At 44.2% G+C, this 16,640-nt stretch carries 18 protein-coding genes; 6 read left to right on the forward strand and 12 right to left on the reverse strand.

From position 1 onward, the window contains the following. Positions 1 to 35 precede the first annotated feature (35 nt). The 10 genes from EYR25_RS16890 to ftsY form a co-directional block, all read right to left on the reverse strand. Positions 36 to 1,409, reverse strand: a complete 1,374-nt coding sequence (locus EYR25_RS16890; RefSeq protein ID WP_133181627.1) for a fimbrial protein — start codon at positions 1,407 to 1,409, stop codon at positions 36 to 38. Between the two features lie 13 nt (positions 1,410 to 1,422). After that, complete coding sequence (locus EYR25_RS16895) at positions 1,423 to 4,005, reverse strand: fimbria/pilus outer membrane usher protein (protein ID WP_243729904.1); 2,583 nt, start codon at positions 4,003 to 4,005, stop codon at positions 1,423 to 1,425. A 41-nt stretch (positions 4,006 to 4,046) separates the two neighbouring features. Then, positions 4,047 to 4,784 (reverse strand): fimbrial biogenesis chaperone, encoded by a 738-nt coding sequence (locus tag EYR25_RS16900; RefSeq protein ID WP_023266421.1) that lies wholly within the window; start codon positions 4,782 to 4,784, stop codon positions 4,047 to 4,049. 67 nt (positions 4,785 to 4,851) lie between these two features. Then, complete coding sequence (locus EYR25_RS16905; protein ID WP_023266422.1) at positions 4,852 to 5,379, reverse strand: fimbrial protein; 528 nt, start codon at positions 5,377 to 5,379, stop codon at positions 4,852 to 4,854. A 194-nt stretch (positions 5,380 to 5,573) separates the two neighbouring features. Continuing rightward, complete coding sequence (locus tag EYR25_RS16910; RefSeq protein WP_133181631.1) at positions 5,574 to 5,903, reverse strand: hypothetical protein; 330 nt, start codon at positions 5,901 to 5,903, stop codon at positions 5,574 to 5,576. Positions 5,904 to 6,065: 162 nt separating this feature from the next. Then, a complete protein-coding gene (locus EYR25_RS16915; RefSeq protein WP_023266424.1) occupies positions 6,066 to 6,431 on the reverse strand; it encodes a hypothetical protein in 366 nt (121 codons plus the stop codon). Positions 6,432 to 6,832: 401 nt separating this feature from the next. Next, positions 6,833 to 7,690: an RNA polymerase sigma factor RpoH gene (rpoH, locus tag EYR25_RS16920; RefSeq protein WP_011624492.1), complete on the reverse strand. Its 858-nt coding sequence runs from the start codon at positions 7,688 to 7,690 to the stop codon at positions 6,833 to 6,835. A gap of 230 nt (positions 7,691 to 7,920) precedes the next feature. Beyond that, positions 7,921 to 8,886 (reverse strand): permease-like cell division protein FtsX, encoded by a 966-nt coding sequence (ftsX, locus tag EYR25_RS16925; RefSeq protein ID WP_037426641.1) that lies wholly within the window; start codon positions 8,884 to 8,886, stop codon positions 7,921 to 7,923. Continuing rightward, on the reverse strand, positions 8,883 to 9,584 hold the full coding sequence (gene ftsE / locus EYR25_RS16930) for a cell division ATP-binding protein FtsE (RefSeq protein ID WP_011718689.1): 702 nt from the start codon (positions 9,582 to 9,584) through the stop codon (positions 8,883 to 8,885). Before ftsE ends, ftsX begins: the two co-directional genes overlap by 4 nt. A 3-nt stretch (positions 9,585 to 9,587) precedes the next feature. Next, positions 9,588 to 11,219 carry a signal recognition particle-docking protein FtsY gene (gene ftsY, locus EYR25_RS16935; RefSeq protein WP_133181633.1) on the reverse strand — a complete coding sequence of 544 codons (1,632 nt, stop codon included), beginning with the start codon at positions 11,217 to 11,219 and terminating at the stop codon, positions 9,588 to 9,590. A 213-nt stretch (positions 11,220 to 11,432) separates the two neighbouring features. On the opposite strand from ftsY, the gene rsmD reads away from it, so the two are divergent. Both rsmD and EYR25_RS16945 read left to right on the forward strand, forming a co-directional pair. Next, positions 11,433 to 12,080, forward strand: a complete 648-nt coding sequence (gene rsmD / locus EYR25_RS16940; protein ID WP_133181635.1) for a 16S rRNA (guanine(966)-N(2))-methyltransferase RsmD — start codon at positions 11,433 to 11,435, stop codon at positions 12,078 to 12,080. A 1-nt stretch (position 12,081) separates the two neighbouring features. Then, positions 12,082 to 12,354 (forward strand): DUF1145 domain-containing protein, encoded by a 273-nt coding sequence (locus EYR25_RS16945; RefSeq protein WP_133181637.1) that lies wholly within the window; start codon positions 12,082 to 12,084, stop codon positions 12,352 to 12,354. Here EYR25_RS16945 and EYR25_RS16950 read toward each other — a convergent pair. Then, entirely contained in the window at positions 12,311 to 13,312 is a 1,002-nt protein-coding gene (locus EYR25_RS16950; protein ID WP_243729975.1) for a GlxA family transcriptional regulator, read from the reverse strand. The genes EYR25_RS16945 and EYR25_RS16950 overlap by 44 nt on opposite strands. Before the next feature lie 97 nt (positions 13,313 to 13,409). On the opposite strand from EYR25_RS16950, the gene EYR25_RS16955 reads away from it, so the two are divergent. After that, positions 13,410 to 13,946 (forward strand): cysteine hydrolase family protein, encoded by a 537-nt coding sequence (locus tag EYR25_RS16955; protein ID WP_133181642.1) that lies wholly within the window; start codon positions 13,410 to 13,412, stop codon positions 13,944 to 13,946. Between the two features lie 69 nt (positions 13,947 to 14,015). Here EYR25_RS16955 and cymA read toward each other — a convergent pair whose 3' ends face one another. Beyond that, positions 14,016 to 14,579 carry a NapC/NirT family cytochrome c CymA gene (gene cymA / locus EYR25_RS16960; protein ID WP_133181644.1) on the reverse strand — a complete coding sequence of 188 codons (564 nt, stop codon included), beginning with the start codon at positions 14,577 to 14,579 and terminating at the stop codon, positions 14,016 to 14,018. A gap of 411 nt (positions 14,580 to 14,990) precedes the next feature. Here cymA and EYR25_RS16965 point away from each other — a divergent pair, with 411 nt between their 5' ends. The 3 genes from EYR25_RS16965 (at position 14,991) to EYR25_RS16975 (ending at position 16,452) form a co-directional block, all read left to right on the forward strand. Continuing rightward, on the forward strand, positions 14,991 to 15,353 hold the full coding sequence (locus EYR25_RS16965) for a hypothetical protein (RefSeq protein WP_133181646.1): 363 nt from the start codon (positions 14,991 to 14,993) through the stop codon (positions 15,351 to 15,353). A 95-nt stretch (positions 15,354 to 15,448) separates the two neighbouring features. Continuing rightward, complete coding sequence (locus EYR25_RS16970; protein WP_133181648.1) at positions 15,449 to 15,907, forward strand: DUF2057 family protein; 459 nt, start codon at positions 15,449 to 15,451, stop codon at positions 15,905 to 15,907. A 107-nt stretch (positions 15,908 to 16,014) separates the two neighbouring features. Continuing rightward, on the forward strand, positions 16,015 to 16,452 hold the full coding sequence (locus EYR25_RS16975; RefSeq protein WP_133181650.1) for a hypothetical protein: 438 nt from the start codon (positions 16,015 to 16,017) through the stop codon (positions 16,450 to 16,452). The last annotated feature ends 188 nt before the right edge of the window (positions 16,453 to 16,640 follow it).

The raw sequence follows: 16,640 nt of genomic DNA on the forward strand, positions 1-16,640 counted from the left end.
TTGTACTAGCCAAGATGAAGCCTAAGATGGCTATTTTACTGAACACGAATAAGCACTTGAGCCTGTGCATAATATTTACCTGCCGTAACGGTCGCACCCGGTATTTTGGTTAATTTTGCCGTATAGGTTTCGTGCAAAATAGTAACTTTATTAATCGGATCATAGTCAATATTTGTACCAATGAATTTGCGCCAACCATCCTTACTGGAGTCATATATTCCCGTTCCAAGATCTGGGTAAGTTTTAATCACAAATGGTTGTGTAAGACCATCTTCACGTTCCAATATCACCCCAACTCCTTGTGCATAACCTGGGCTCCCATAATTCTGGCTCAACAGATGACTCACGGCGGCTTGATCTGTTAGTCCCATAGCTTTAGCCCTATTAAAACTATTCGTATCAATCTTAAAGCCAACTGCAAAATTTCCAGCTTGGGTACCCGAAATAAAATCCCCCTGGCACCTATAGCTCAATGACATATTGACGTTTACAGAGTGGCCTTGTGCTAGTTCATTAATTGTTGTAGCAGGAAAAAGAACATAGGGAGCAACGCTACTTACGGAGCAAGTTCCTGGAGTACGTCTTACTAGCATTTGTTGGTAAAAACTAATATTACCGGGCCATTGCGCGTACCAACCTGGATAATGGGATATATGGTCAATCCCCTCCGTGGGGTGAGTTATCCCCGGCCCACCAAACGCGATATAACCAGCAGGTTGATTATAGCTATAACCACTCTCATAAGGCCGATTGACAGCGCTGCTACCATTGAAACCTCTGACATCTCTGATCCTAAATAACTCCACCGAAATATCAGTGAAGTTTTTCGCTTTCACTAAAATACGACCTTCGGCATCTCGGTCTAACCCTGTCATTGCGCGCTTTTGCCAGATTCGCGAAAAATATTCACCACTCTGATTATTCTTAAGCCTTGCAACAACATTTTTTATGTACGTTGCGTACCCTCTATTCACACCATCAGCGACACCATCTTCATACATACCGCTATATGCGTTGTCCGCGTTTACTGAATAGTATTCAAAAATTTCATTCTCGTCCGCCGCATCACAGCGATAGAGCACTTGTTCAGGATCATAACCCCCTCTTTGACCATAGGTAATAAAAGGCACTATGGATGACGCTAGCATTGTCCCATTTGGTTGAAATGCGGTATCAGAAATATTCACTATGGGTAAATTGAGGTCACCACGATTGGGGTCATGTGCACCATCCCAAATTGCGGTTTTACCATACAGTGGATCAACATAGGAGCCATTGGTTGGACTAGTGGTAGTGGTAGAGATACGTTGACATTTTGCATTCGCATCACTGGCTATTAATAGTCCTGAAGCCAACAAAAAGGTGACGGCAAACTTATAACGACTTTCGTAAGTTACACTATTAGACATATCCTATTCACTCCTAGATGCTTGACTGACAATTTACAGGCATACGCACCAGTTCGGACGATAACTCTGCTTCTGATAAGGCATAATCGAAACTACAAGCTTGTTCACTCAACTCACCCCAGGTCACTTTCAAATGCCCATTAGATGCAGGAGCACGGATATAAGCCATCCCAGCTTGGCCAACCATACCCAGTACTTGGCCATTTTCATCGACCACTTCAGCACCAATAGGAATAACACCGCCGTTAGTCTTTTGAGTCATAAACAACACGGCATAGCCTTCACGAGTTTCAAACTTCAACTTCACAATCGCACCGGCATAGGGCGCAATCTGCTGCTGGGTCTCGAGTAATTCCGATTGACCAAGCATGTTCCCAGAATCCAACGTCACACGATTCATTCTATAGGGTGTCAATGTTGGTATAACGGCATAACCGGCTGAATTAACTTCAGTTCCCCAGCTGTTAATCACTTTTGCCCCATTTGCACCCTTGGCTTCAACAATAGCGAAGGTGTCACTTAAATTTTGGCTTAATGTCAAACCGCCAGCATGAGCAACAACAGCACCACTTATTCCTGCACTCATTTGTTGGTAAGAATCTGCTATTGAGTAACTGCCTGAAAGCGTAGCTTGGCTAAATCGCTTCTGTGTATTCACTCCAAGGCTCTTACTTGTACCATCATCACTCTGTAATGAAGCATTAACGCCATACGTCCAAGATTGGTCTTCCAACACAGTTCCAGATACGCCCATGTTGTAACTATTCATTCCACGCGATGAATGGCTGGCTCCCATATTTAACATGTTTGATTGCCTAGTCCCCAAGGGGATAGAAATCGTCAAACTCAGCAGATCTTCCTTGGTTCGTGGAGCGTTAAAATCTGTTAACTGGTTAAGATAATCATCGTTATAAGCATACTGCACTGGTACTTGGCTCGAATATTGACGAGAGAATGTCAGCCCTAAACTCCATTGACCTAGATTGACTGAGTACCCGAGTTGTAGCTGGTCATCATCATCTCGACCATCCCTATATTGTCGTTTAGAGCCGCTGACATACAGAAAGCCGTAGTCATCAAGGCTTTGGTTAATACTCAAGCTCATCTCGCTTCGTTGCTTATAGGTCTCAGACGTGAAAATATCCGATCTTTCAAGCACTTTTCGTACGCCTAAAACATCATTCAATTCGCGGAACGACTCAGTTGAATAATGATATCCAGCAAGTGCTACAGAGGTCCCCGTCTCAAAAGAACGACTATAGTTAACGCCTAAACGCCAACCATTCTCCCAATCATCAAGGCCAGCTTCCTTCGAGAGCCGAGAAAAAGAGTGGACAGCTGTAATACCAACGGCTCCCCACTCAGTCCCTAAAACTGTTCCAAGGCTGAGTGCATAATAATCTTCACCAACACGTCCACCCGAATTTAGGGTCAGCATATTGTTAATGCCGTACTCATAATTCAAATCGATAAAGTAATTACCAGACCCTAAATAATTCACTTCACCAGCAGATAAACCATATTGTGAGTGACCTTCCCGAATTGAACCGGGAACCGCACTAAACGGAACAGTAAAGTCAGAAATTTTCCCATCTGCCTCTGTGACTTCTACAATTAAATCACCTTCATAACTCGTCGGATATAAGTCATTGATCACAAATGGCCCTGCGGCGACAGTCGTTTGGTATATTGCAATACCATTCTGTTTAATAACAACTTTTGCAGTAGAATTAGCTAACCCTCGTACAACAGGCGCATAACCTCTCTGCGAGTCGGGTAGCATTCGATTATCCGTCTGTAACTGAAACCCAGTAAAAGGTAAACTCCCTAAGACATTACCTCGGGTATATGAATCACCAAGTAGTAATTCACTTTCTATATTAGGTAGCGCGCGCATAGCATAAGTTCTTATTGAATTAAAATTATCTTTAGAACTGCTATCATAATCATTGTAATTATAGCTAGATTGATTTCTCAGACGCCATAAACCAATATTTACTCCAGAATTAAACCCAGTATAAAATGCACGCATATCACCGCCATTACCCGAGCTATTTGTCTGATAAAGGTTGGTGTTATAGCTAATATATCCTGCAGTTTCTCCCATGTTCCATAATTCAGGATGCACATATCCTCTAGGGGATTTTTGCATATAAGCTTGGGGAATTGTTATGTCTAACTTCAATCTTTCAACGTCGAATTTAGCTGTTGCACCATTCACAGTCAGCTCAGGTGTTTGACATTGTTTATCTAGTAATTCTTGATTGATATAGGTAGAAATGACTGGTGATATTTTCCAAAAATTGGCATCAAGACATGGATAGATTTCATTTTCACCTTCCTTCACAAAATCAACAATTTGCCGACTTACACGTGTGCCATTAATATAAATATCAACCTGATATTTCCCTGGTGTAGCCTGTCCTACCGTATTAAAACGGGCGAGGTAGCTCTCTCCGTAGCCACCACCCAAAAGCAAGCTATCATCGAAAGTAAACTCCTGAAAATCATCCTCTTTAAGCTCGTCGGCAATCAATAAAGGCGCAACACCAAAATTGCAATAAAACAAGCCCAATAAGGATAACTTTGTGGCCAATGCAATACACTTTCTCATAATAGAAATTTCACTTAATTTTATTATTTTATTTCATATTCATACTTTATAAACCCACCAAAATCATTGACGATAGTGAATTTAACTTTCATTGGATGAATAGAAACAAACTGTTGATTATACACCTTAATAAGCTTATTCCCTTTTGGCTCAACCATATCAACAGGAACTTTAAGCTCTTGATTACCAGAGATAAGTTTCACGTCAACAAATGAAGCGTAAAAAGGTGATTTATTAATAACATCAACCTCAATACCACCATTTATTTTATTTACGTTAAAGCTAATTTCTCTTCCAACATTTTCAGGATTAGATTTAATCTCGACTGGCCTATAAAAAATCTTAACTCTGTTTTTCAGCATAACTAACATCTGGTTTTCACCGGCATTATCTTTAGATAATGGGGGAATTTGTAGAAAGTTAAGATAAAACAAGCTCTCTCTATCTTTAGGCAGTTCTCCACCACTATATATTAAGCGGAACAACTGTCCTCGATTAGGCTCTATTCTGAAGATCGCTGGCAAAGCTAAAAATGGACCATCTGCATTTTCAGGAGTAGACTCAGAATTATTAATATCTGTCCAAACCTGAACTACGTTTGGAAAACTATCATTATTTTTTAACTGAACACTACGCTCTTTAGCATCACTGGGATAAATTACTCGAGTATTGGTCATCACAACACTTGCACTCGATGGGAAAACAATAATTAGCAATGAAATTAGAACTGATAAGCGCACAGATAAAGGAAGAATTGACATATTATTTCCACAAAACCGGAGTGCTCACTCAGAGAGCTGAGTGAGCAAGAGCAGAATTTGGCTTTAATTACAGGTAAGAAATCGCGTATTGAACAGAACTAACTACGGTACCTGCTGTTGCTGCACCTTCAGCATAATATTGAACAGCAAAGTCATGTGATGCAGTGCTATCACCAGCGGCTACATTCAAGCCATCAACTGTTGCAACACCAGTCAAATCAACAGCATTACCACCAACAGCATCTAAAATTTGTAGCGATACGTTTGTTGCAGTACCTGTGTTACCTAAGTTACCAGCTGCAGTAACGCTGTTACCAACGAAAACAGTTTTAATTGGAAGAGCTTGAGTAGCATTGATAGTACAACCACTTACAGACAGAGTGAATGGTGTTTCACCAGCAACAGAGCCAGCGGCAGCTAAATCAGCAGTTGAAACTGTTGGTAATAATACCGTTGGATTAGCAGTTGCACCATTGATAGCAACTTCGCAAGTTTGATCAGAAACTTCACCTAAGAAAGTAATAGTATTATTTGCGTGAGCATTAGCGCCAAATAAAGCAGTTAAAACTAGTGCAGAAAGAGTTAATTTTTTCATCAGAAATTCGATCCCATAAAATTGTTAATGATACAATGGGTTTACTTATTAAACCTGCGTATACAATAGCAATAATATCCAGCAGTCCCCATAGGACTAACCTTGCACTGCTGTAGGAAATGTCTGATCAACTAATATCAATTATATAGGCAGCCTTAAATATTATGGCTGCCTATAATTAAACGAAGTTACTATTAGTTATAATAAAATGAAATCATCACTTCATTTCTATCCAACTGATTAAAGACCAGTGAGTTTATTTGGCTAAAATTAGTAGGAATATTTTTGGCAATGCCATCAAGAGAAGATACTTCGGAAAAATTAAAGGATATTAGTTGAGTGTCGAATTGATGTGTAGATTGATTATAACAACTGATGGAAGATAAATCAGAGTAGCAACTAGGTTCTGCCACCTCACCTCGAAATGTAAGGGTACTAAACTCTGTTGCAGCTACCACTGAATTCAAACCCACAATGAGTAGTGCAGCACTACAGAGCTTGCCCCAAAATGTTAATTTTCTCATAAAGCACCTCTTCCGGCGTTAAGGACACATGATAAGTATCGGCCAGAATAGAGATGTCTGAAGCTAATTTTTCAAAATTAACAACAAATTATTTACTATGAATAACTGATTAAATTTTGAGATGACACACTAAAATTTAATATAAATATGAAATTTTAAACTTTAATTTAGTATACTTCCTCCATAAAGCTCTGAATTATTTAATTCTATCGTGTGTTTTTTCCACTGAATATAATAGATATTTGATATATTACTCGGCAATAGCCAACGAACTCTATCATCCTCTAAGAAGTATGGAATTTCATTAAAATCAAGAAATTCAACCAACTTTTGCAATGAAAATTGGCAAACAACAACGATCGATCCTAAAAAGTCGCTTAGGGTAATATCTCTCATATCACAGGGCATACCCTTGCTTAATAGCCAAAATAGGCTCTGCTGATACGCCTCAATCGAGGCCCCATTTCTGAAAGCAACTCCCCAACCAGGCTCTGAAGATAGGGCTAATTTGGAAACCATAGTGACCATAATTATCTGACCTACATATTGATGAAAAAACCGCAAAATGGGTATTAAACTTTGCCATGTTAGATTTGAATTCCCTGTTGATTTTATCCATAACGACTCAATCTAACTCCCTAAAGCATCCTTACCAAATGACAAAGCCAAACCCATAATGCGGAGAGCAACACTATCGATATCAAGCTTCGATAATCACTTTTGAATGAGGCTCAAAAGTAAACATATTTTAAGAAGGATTCACTAGAGAATGCTGTAGGACAATTCCGTTAATAACGACGAAAAACCTTAGAAAGAGTTAAATATGCTATAAACAAACTAATTTTCACCATCATTAGTAAAATCTAGACAACAAAAAACCTGCCGAAGCAGGTTTTTGATATCTTGTCTTGAAAGAAAACGTAGCCTAATTAGGCTTCCATACAAGCCTTAAGCTTGTTCATGGCGTTTTTCTCTAACTGGCGAATGCGCTCAGCCGAGACTTGATAGGTTTCTGCTAATTCCTGCAGTGTGGTTTTATCATCATCTAACCAACGGGCACGCAGAATGTGCTGGCTACGCTCGTCTAAGGTTTTGATGGCCGATAATAAACGACCTTGGGCATTGGATTCCCAGTTATCGTTTTCGATATTTTCGGCTAAATCCGACGAATGATCTTCAAGATAATGCACAGGGGCAAAATCCTGCTCATCATCGTTATCACTGCTCAGGTCAAACGCAGGATCCTGCGCCGCCATACGTGATTCCATCTCAGTCACATCGGCCTTAGATACACCTAAGTTTTCTGCCACCATTGCGACTTCATCATCGCTAAACCAACCAAGGCGAGTTTTCGCTTTACGGATATTAAAGAACAACTTACGTTGTGCTTTGGTGGTTGCGACTTTAACAATGCGCCAGTTCTTCAGCACATACTCATGAATTTCAGCTTTAATCCAGTGCACAGCAAAAGACACTAGACGGACACCCACATCGGGATCGAAGCGCTTAACCGCTTTCATCAGACCGATGTTGCCTTCTTGGATCAAATCCGCCTGTGGCAGACCGTAACCTGAATAGCCCTTGGCAACGTGCACCACAAAACGTAAGTGCGACATAATCAGTTGCTTAGCCGCTTGCAGATCACCCGTTTCCTGCAAACGCTTGGCTAACTCATACTCAGTCTCAGCGTCTAACATTGTCATGCTAGTCACTGAATGGATATAAGCTTCTAAACTACTGCTGCCCTGAGGGACTGTTAGTGCCATTGATTGCGTTTGAAAGGTCATTCGCGCTCCTACTTTCTTGCTACTTATCAAATATAAGTCGATTTCATCCTGCGGCTTAACTCAAAACACCTTAAGGATGAGCTGACGAACTATCGGCTAATTGACAGAGTATGTCAACCTTCGCTCGTCTGGGATGTTACTTTTAACCCCGTTGAATAGACATTGCAAGTGAACAAAAGTTCATCGCTTGCCTTATCTAGCCGCATTTTTAAACGATAAGCGATTGATCATTAAGAGGGTTCAATCGCTCTTAAATGTTGTCGTACCGAAAGGTAAGAGCCCAGCCAACCTAAGAAGGAGGCTAAGCCCACTAATTGTAGCAGTTCGGTAAAGGTCAAAGACTTCATCTCTAACTGACTGCCGTACAAACCGAGCAGTTCGGCTAGGGCAGAATCCAAATACCAAACCAATATGTTAATGATAAGCCAAGCCAATATGCCGCCAATCACTCCGTACCAAATGCCGGTATAAAGGAAGGGGCGCTGAATAAAGGACTCTGTAGCGCCGACAAGTTTCATCACTTCAATTTCGGTGCGACGGTTCATAATCGCCAAGCGAATGGTGTTACCTATTACCAACACCACGGCGAGCACCAGTAAGGCCGCAATCGCCATCACGGTACGTTCGAGCAAGCGCACCACTGCTTGCAGACGCTCTAGCCATTCGATATCTAAGCGGCCAAAACTGATTTCAGGCTCGCGCTCCAGCTTAGATAACAACTCACGGGCACCCACGGGGGTGGAATAACGCTGGGTCGGCGTTACGGTAATGACCGCTGGCAGCGGGTTTTTATCGAGATAGGCTAACGCCTCACCAAACCCCGACAGGCGCTGAAACTCTTCGAGTGCTTGATTGCGGTCGATATACTGCACCTTTTCCACTTCGGCATAGGCTCGGATGCGGGTCAGCAAGCTTTGGATCGTCTGCTCGCTGCGATTTTCATCGATAAACAGTGAAATCTCCGCCGCGCTGTTCCAAGAGCTGGTAATGGTCTCGGCATTTTTAACTAACACTTGCAGCGCCGCAGGTAAGCTTAAACTCACCCCAAGAACCGCCATAGTCATCAGCGAAGAAACTGGGCTGCGCCACAGCTCGCCCATACTCGCCATGGCTTGCTGCACATGACGAATAAAAAACATCACAATACGCCCCGAGATGGGTAACTTGCTGCGCGTTAGTTTGGCGTTATCACTCATAGCCCATCACCTCGAGCGGTCGCGTGTCCATGGTGTAATTCCTGTGCGCCGAGCATGCGCCCTTGTTTCAGGGTGAAAGTGCGATACTTCATCCGCGCGATCAGTCCTAAATCGTGGGTAGCGATAAGCACACTAGTACCCGCATCGTTAAAGGTTTCGAATAAGCGCAAGATATCCATCGACAACTTAGGATCTAAGTTGCCCGTTGGCTCGTCGGCCAGCAATAGTGGCGGTTTATTCACAATGGCGCGGGCAATACCGACACGTTGCTGCTCACCACCGGATAACATGATGGGGTTATGGCGCTCTTTGCCATATAAACCCACCATATCCAGCGCGCCAGCGACACGTTTGCGGATCTCGCCGTGGGAGAAACCTTCAATCACTAACGGTAAGGCGACGTTGTCGAATACACTTCTGTCCATCAATAGATGATGGTTTTGGAAAATCATCCCAATATTGCGGCGCAAATAGGGCACGTGTTTAGGGCTGATTTTGGCAATATCATGGCCATTAATCGCCACGCGGCCGGTGGTTGCGCGCTCGATCACTGTGATTAATTTCAACAGGGTACTCTTACCCGCGCCCGAATGGCCGGTTAAGAATGCCATTTCACCTTTTTGTAGATGAAAATTCACCTCTTCCAGTGCCATTTGGCCACCAGGATAAATCTTACTGACCTGCTGAAAATCAATCATAAATTAGCTATCCGCTTTCTCTTGAGTGAACAAGGCATCAATAAATTCTTTAGAATTAAAGGTACGCAAATCATCAATTTGCTCACCTACGCCAATATAGCGCAGCGGGATTTTAAATTTGTCGGCAATCGCAAACACCACGCCGCCCTTAGCGGTACCGTCGAGCTTGCTGATGGTCATGCCGGTAACGCCCACAGCCTCTTGGAATAGCTGCGCTTGGCTAATGGCATTTTGGCCCGTGCTCGCATCTAAGGTCAGCATCACTTCGTGCGGTGCCTCTGGGTCGAGTTTCTTCATCACCCGCACCACTTTCTTTAACTCTTCCATCAGGTGCGATTTGTTTTGCAGACGACCGGCAGTATCGGCAATCAAAATATCAATCTTACGGGCCTTAGCCGCTTGCAACGCATCGAAGAGTACCGAAGCACTGTCGGCCCCCGTATGCTGAGCCACCACGGGAATGTTATTGCGTTGACCCCAAACCTGTAATTGCTCGACGGCTGCTGCGCGGAAGGTATCGCCCGCCGCTAACATCACAGACTTACCTTGGCGCTGGTATTGCTTCGCCAGTTTACCGATAGTGGTAGTTTTACCCACGCCATTAACGCCAACCATAAGAATCACATAGGGGCCGTTAGCATTTTCAGGCACTAAAGGGATAGCGACAGGATCGAGCGTCTTCTGCATTTCATCACGTAGCAGATCGTAGAGTGCTTCAGCATCCTTTAATTGCTTGCGGGACGCATGTTCAGTCAGGCTCTGGATAAGGCGTGAAGTGGTTTCAACCCCTACGTCGGCGATTAATAGCTGCTCTTCCAGCTCTTCAAACAGGTCATCATCGATTTTTTTACCACGGAATAACCCGATGAAACCGCTACCAATATTTTCGCTGGTTCGCATCAGGCCGCGTTTTAGGCGCGCGAAGAAGCTTTCTTTGGCGGGTTTTGCCTGGGGTTCGGGTTGTTGCTCAAGGGGCTGTTCAGCTTGGATCTGCGCAGCGGCAATGCGCTCTGCTTCTGCTTGGGCTGCTGCCTGTTCTGCAGCAACTCTTTCCTCTTCGGCTTTTTCTGCGGCTAACTGTTCTTCCTGTGCTTGCTCCGCCGCCAAACGCGCGGCTTCGGCAACCTGTTGTTCGGCTAAACGTGCAGCTTGTTCTTCGGCAATACGCTGGGCTTCCGCTTGAGCTTTTGCGGCTTGTTCCGCGGCAACTCTTTCTGCTTCGGCTTTTTCTGCTTGTGCTTTTTCAGCGGCTAACTGCTCCGACTGAGCTTGCTCTGCCGCTAAACGCGCGGCTTCTGCAGCCTGTTGTTCAGCTAAACGTGCAGCTTGCTCTTCAGCAATACGCTGCGCTTCTGCTTCTGCTTGAGCTTTTGCGGCTTGTTCTGCTGCAACTCTTTCTGCTTCGGCTTTTTCTGCGGCTAGCTGCTCAGCCTGCGCTTGCTCGGTCGCTAATTTGTCGGCTAACGCCTGTTCGGCTGCGGCTTTTTCAGCCGCAAAACGGGCTTCTTCAGCTTGCTGCTTTGCTAATGCTTCGGCTTGCTCGGTTTGCGATGGAGTAGAGACTGGGGTTTGCTCGACAACCTCATCTTGTGATTTATCTTTACGAAACCAGGAGAAAAAACCTTTCTTTGCCATGTGTAATTCCAGCGCTCTACTTCAGTGTTGAATTTAAAATAAGACCCTGCCGTTATACCAGATTACCGCGGCAATTACGCCCAAAAAGTCGGCAATTAGTTCTGCTCTATCAGCCTTCTCACCTTTTACTAGGAGTTTGATATAAAATAGTGGCCTTTATTAAGGTGGCATAGTCTACCACTTTCTTTCTTCAGGCAAAATCACGGGGGCACTTTGGCTAATAATCGTGCAAACAACAAGCAAGTGACCAAGAGTCCAACGGCCAACAAGAAAGCCGGTAGTGGCCAAGTGCGGATCATTGCCGGGCAATGGCGTTCACGCAAACTGCCTATCCACGATTTAGACGGCCTGCGGCCGACCACAGATAGAGTCCGTGAAACCCTATTTAACTGGCTCGCCAATGATATTGCCCACGCAAGGGTGCTCGACTGCTTCGGAGGCAGCGGCGCCTTGGCGCTTGAGTCTCTCTCGCGCTACGCCAGTTACGCCAAGATTATCGAGTTGCAACGTCCTGCCGCCATGCAACTTAAAGCGAATCTCAATACCCTCAAGTGCGACAATGCCGAGGTACTCAACGCCGATACTTTAGTCGTGCTGCAAAATGGCTGCGACCAAGGGTTTGATGTGGTATTTATCGATCCACCTTTCCGTAAAGGCTTGGCAGAAAAAACCATTCAGCTATTGGATAGCAAAGCTTGGCTTAATGATGGTGCGCTAATTTATGTGGAGATTGAGTCAGAATTAACTCAAATGGCAGTCCCTGCGACTTGGCAACCGCTCAAAGACAAGACCGCAGGACAAGTTAGCTATCGTTTATATCAATACCAAGCCGAAGACACTTCGGCTAACACCGAGGAATAGCATGTCGTTTCTGATCAATATGGGTAAAGCCATCACCCTAATCGCGTGGTTGATGATGGCTTATAACCTTGTTATGCCTTTTGCAGGTAATATCGGCATTATTCTCAATATCTTACTTGGCATTACTTGTTTGATGCATTGCTTCCAAGTCGCCATCTTCCATATGCTGTTTAAAACCCTGCTGACGCTACGCAAACAAGATTATCTTCAAGTGTTTATCTTCGGCGTATTTAGTTTATTGAGCTATCGTCGACAGGTGTTGGCGCAGGCGTAAGCGCACTAAACCTTTGTCGAAATGCACTCGGTGTTAAACCGGTAATACGAGTAAACGCTTTGCGACAGGCACTCACATCCTCATAGCCCACTTGGTGCGCTATGGTCTCGAAACTCAGAGAACTATTTTCGAGTAAGTCACAGGCCTTTTGGATCCTGAGTTTTTGCAGGTATTCATTAGGCTTATGCCCCGTTGCTTTCACAAAACGTCGCAAAAAAGTTCGCTCGCCCATGCAGCACTGCTGTGCCAAAACCGCAACACTCATCGGCTGACCATAGTCGGTTTGTAGGCGATTTTGCAGATTCAAGATAACAGTATCCCCATGATCTCGCTTAGGTAAAAACTGTTGGTAATAACGTTGTTCACGCCCGCCAGTGTCGATAACAAGGTACTTGCCCAGTTGGCGCATGACTTTCACATGGCAAAACTGCGCCACTAACTCCAACCCCAAGTCGAGCCAGGACATCATGCCAGCAGCCGTGATGATATCGCCCTCGTTGACCATGATTTTTTCGATCTCGAGTTTCACCTGTGGATATTGGGTCTCAAACGTTTCCACTAATCCCCAATGGGTTGTCGCTTTGCGGCCATCGAGTAACCCCGCGGCGGCCAGCACAAATGCTCCCGCACAGGCGGAGCAGAGGATAGCGCCTTGAGCATGTTGCTGCTGTAGCCATAATCGCAATGAAGGCGCCGCATTGAAATAAAGCTCTGTCTCGATGCTTGGCGGGATAATCACTAACTGATAACACTCTTCGAGACTCATTTCCTCTAGGGATAACCGAGTCACTGCAAAACTACTTGAGCTTAGCGAATTATTTTCGTCAGCTAACATCAGCTTGTTAGCCACCAGCAACATCTCTTCTAGACCAAACACGGCAGAAGTTAAGCAACCGGGTATGGCTAATATCGCCACTTTTAATGGGGATGGCTCGGCAAAATTTGTCAATTTAAGCACCATAGATGTCATTTCTGCCACTCTTAATAGGCATGAATCTACCGCAAACTCTCCTTCGAAGACATCTTTTGCAAGAGAAGACGAACAGGAGAAAATTATGCCAAGCTTAAGCAAAATCCCAGCGAACAGCGCCTTAGTGATTATTGATGTGCAGAATGACTACTTTAGCCATGGTGCTTACCCACAATGGCAAGTCGATGAAGCATTAGCGCGCACCTTGCACTCAGTGCAGCGTGCCCAGCAACAGGCGATACCTATTATTCTCGTGCAGCATATTGCCGATACGACTCAGGGTGAGGCGCCCTTTTTTAACCCAAACACCCAAGGAGTCGAAATCCATCCAGCGCTTTTAGCAGAGCTCCCCAATGCCCCTTTTGTGGTAAAACAATTTGCCGACAGTTTCGATGGCACAGAACTGGCCCGCTTACTCCAAGATATGCAGATCAAGCATTTACTTTTATGCGGCATCATGACGCAAAACTGCGTGACCCATACGGCGCTATCACCCGCTGCACAAGCCTATTCAGTACAAGTGATTGCCGATGCCTGCACAGCTCCCACGCAAATGGTGCATCACATTGCGTTAAGCGCCTTGTCCCGCAGAGTGGCATTAATCAATAGCCAAGACTTATAAGGTTAGGAAGCAAAAAGCCCTCGTAAGAGGGCTTTTTATTTTAATATCAATCAATTGAAGCGCTAAACCTTATCCTTTTGGATAGGGGTGAGCAACACCTTTGTGGCAGTCCACACAGGTCTTTCTTGCTTCAGGATCTTTCTTGAAGTTGTTGGTGTGCATTCTCACAGCCATTGGCTTCATAGTTTCAGGTTGATTTTCATAAATACGAGTATGGCAATGTTGACAGTTAGCAGAGTCGTTACCACGGAAGTAAGCTAATGCTTTGTCAGCTTGCTCTTTACGGTTTTCGTCTAACCAAGCTTGAGTGTTAAAGCCATCGATAGTTAAGAAACCATATAAGTCTTTAGATACGATGATTTTCTTGATCAAGTAATCCACTGGAGCATGTGGTAAGTGGCAGTCTTGACATTGTACAGTCACACCAGCACGGCCACCGCCATGGGCAGAAGCTAACACTTCATCTTTCAATGAGTGGTTGCTATGGCAGCTCATACAGAATGCGTCTTCGCTTGTCGCATGTAAGGTTTGTTGGGTTGCAAAATAGCCGACAACACCGATAACAATACCGACGACGATCAGCGCCAGGATGGAATATTTTGCGCTTGGTTTAAATAGTGCACGCCAGTTCATCACTCTATCTCCAAAAATATTGTCAAAATTAGTTTTTATAAGACTATTTTATGTTTTTTCATTTATTAGAAATTTGATTTTAAGCCTAAAAATGCCGATTAATTTAAACTTTAAAGCGCAAAATGAGACTTAGGTCTAACTCTGAATACGACAACCCGCACAATCCAGCTTAGCAGGGCTTCAAGGTACTTCAACTATCACTAATACATTAATCATTATGCTAAGCGGTAAATGATTAAGTACCACCTTAAGAAGCTAAGCCAATGAAATCATTTTTAGAATACAAAAATGTGATCGAGGCTACATTTAATTTTTGATATGTAAACGCAGCAGATAAAAAGCAAACATGGGGTGAAACTTTTTATTCACTTTAGAGGTCTTTTAAGGTGTGCATATTCGTAAGGGTTATTTATGGCCAAGTTTTGGATCATCGTAGCGCTGTTATTTTCACTTATCGCCCAATCAGCGATGGTGAATGCTATGCCAACTTCAGCAATAAATGATTTCCACGATGCCACCAGCATGCAAATGGTCGATGGCAAGATGAAGTGTACTATGCCCTATTGTGCTTCAGACGAATGCATGCTGCATTGCCAAGACTCTCTCACTAATCACTGTAAAACCCATTGCCTTGCACAACTGTATCTAACAGCTTCACAACCGCAACTCGCCTCGATGGGTCATGCAAGTAAGCGTATTACGGTGCAAAGTTGGGCGATTCAAACCGTTGATCTCGGGTTAGCCACGCCACCTCCCAACTCCAATCTGCTGTAACCGATCTTTTTTAACGACTAAATCGATTCAATATTCTGCGACTGTGTCACTACGATTGCACACCCTCGCGGTATAGCAAATTTTTGGAGTTTATTATGAAAACCACTTTATTAAATAAAGCTTTCGTTGGCGCGACGTTAATCATGAGCACTATGGCGATTAGCGTAACCGCAACTGCGGCAACCCTAAAAGGTACTGATACCCTTAATGTGGTCAGTATTAATGGCCAAGCCACTAAAGCCTTTAAACCTGTGCAATTGCCAGAGGGTAAAGTGCTGGTTGAAGTTAAATATCAGGATCTGTTTAGCTATCGCGCCGATGATAGCGGCACTTGGGTCAAATCAGAGCCTTTATTCTTCACTTTAGATGTCGCACCGCAGTCTAATTACCAAATCAACACCCCAACTAAATTAGTCAGCGAAGCCGATGCAAGGCGTTTTATCAAAAACCCTAGCATTCAGTTAAGCGAAGATGGCGCCGAACCGCGTCAACTCCCCCTGCAAAACCACAGCCAATTAATGGCGGATATGCTGGTAAGTCACCCTTCTAAATAATAAACCTTAGGAGTTTGCAAGCTGGGGCATTAACTGAAATGTGAGTTAACGCATTGCAGCTTAATGCCCCTATGCTAGAATCGAGCCGTTCATTATTTGGAATATATATGCATCAGGCACTTAGTCGTTATCTATTAGTCATATTCACTTTACTCGCACTCGTCGGGCAAAGTGTCGTGTCTAATGGTCACGCCATGGTGATGCGCTCTATGGAGATGGGCGCTATGGTTCATCATCCTTCCAGCCAAGGAATGGATCATGCAGCTATGATGCAAATGAACACAGAGAACCACTCTGACTCAAGTACAATGGCCAATACAGATTGCTGTAACGATCAAATGCTTCCCGGCGCAAAGCACTGCTGTGATGGCACCACATCCTGTCTCAACGACTGTGGACATTGTTTAACGATTTCAGTTGCTGGCACTCTTTTCAGCCCACACCTCTGGCCGAGTGTGAGTCTGAGCGATACCCCAGTGGCCACTCCTATGCCTCATTTCCACTCTATCTCTTTGTCTTCGGCCTTCAAACCGCCGATAGCCTAGCCTCATTGCGCCCTTTTTTCAGGGCAAACCAAGCTAAAAAACAATTTATTTCGCCGTTTATTGTGGTGCGCCAACATCTTAGCACCCAGAGTAAAGCAAAAGCGTTGTACTGAGCACACAGGCCACTGTGTCGACCCTTTCTCGCGCCTTAAAGCGCCGGAATCTCGCAGTCACGTTTTATGCACTCA

The sequence above is a fragment of the Shewanella decolorationis genome (genome assembly GCF_004354305.1).
Taxonomy (GTDB): Bacteria; Pseudomonadota; Gammaproteobacteria; order Enterobacterales; family Shewanellaceae; genus Shewanella; species Shewanella decolorationis.

What these genes read in the sequence shown, in the direction of transcription:
- EYR25_RS16890 (WP_133181627.1), bottom strand. Translation starts at nt 1,409, where the DNA reads ATGTCTAATAGTGTAACTTACGAAAGTCGTTATAAGTTTGCCGTCACC.
- EYR25_RS16900 (WP_023266421.1), bottom strand. Translation starts at nt 4,784, where the DNA reads ATGTCAATTCTTCCTTTATCTGTGCGCTTATCAGTTCTAATTTCATTG.
- EYR25_RS16905 (WP_023266422.1), bottom strand. Translation starts at nt 5,379, where the DNA reads ATGAAAAAATTAACTCTTTCTGCACTAGTTTTAACTGCTTTATTTGGC.
- EYR25_RS16910 (WP_133181631.1), bottom strand. Translation starts at nt 5,903, where the DNA reads ATGAGAAAATTAACATTTTGGGGCAAGCTCTGTAGTGCTGCACTACTC.
- EYR25_RS16915 (WP_023266424.1), bottom strand. Translation starts at nt 6,431, where the DNA reads ATGGTCACTATGGTTTCCAAATTAGCCCTATCTTCAGAGCCTGGTTGG.
- rpoH (WP_011624492.1), bottom strand. Translation starts at nt 7,690, where the DNA reads ATGACCTTTCAAACGCAATCAATGGCACTAACAGTCCCTCAGGGCAGC.
- ftsX (WP_037426641.1), bottom strand. Translation starts at nt 8,886, where the DNA reads ATGAGTGATAACGCCAAACTAACGCGCAGCAAGTTACCCATCTCGGGG.
- ftsE (WP_011718689.1), bottom strand. Translation starts at nt 9,584, where the DNA reads ATGATTGATTTTCAGCAGGTCAGTAAGATTTATCCTGGTGGCCAAATG.
- ftsY (WP_133181633.1), bottom strand. Translation starts at nt 11,219, where the DNA reads ATGGCAAAGAAAGGTTTTTTCTCCTGGTTTCGTAAAGATAAATCACAA.
- EYR25_RS16945 (WP_133181637.1), top strand. Translation starts at nt 12,082, where the DNA reads ATGTCGTTTCTGATCAATATGGGTAAAGCCATCACCCTAATCGCGTGG.
- EYR25_RS16955 (WP_133181642.1), top strand. Translation starts at nt 13,410, where the DNA reads ATGCCAAGCTTAAGCAAAATCCCAGCGAACAGCGCCTTAGTGATTATT.
- cymA (WP_133181644.1), bottom strand. Translation starts at nt 14,579, where the DNA reads ATGAACTGGCGTGCACTATTTAAACCAAGCGCAAAATATTCCATCCTG.
- EYR25_RS16965 (WP_133181646.1), top strand. Translation starts at nt 14,991, where the DNA reads ATGGCCAAGTTTTGGATCATCGTAGCGCTGTTATTTTCACTTATCGCC.
- EYR25_RS16970 (WP_133181648.1), top strand. Translation starts at nt 15,449, where the DNA reads ATGAAAACCACTTTATTAAATAAAGCTTTCGTTGGCGCGACGTTAATC.
- EYR25_RS16975 (WP_133181650.1), top strand. Translation starts at nt 16,015, where the DNA reads ATGCATCAGGCACTTAGTCGTTATCTATTAGTCATATTCACTTTACTC.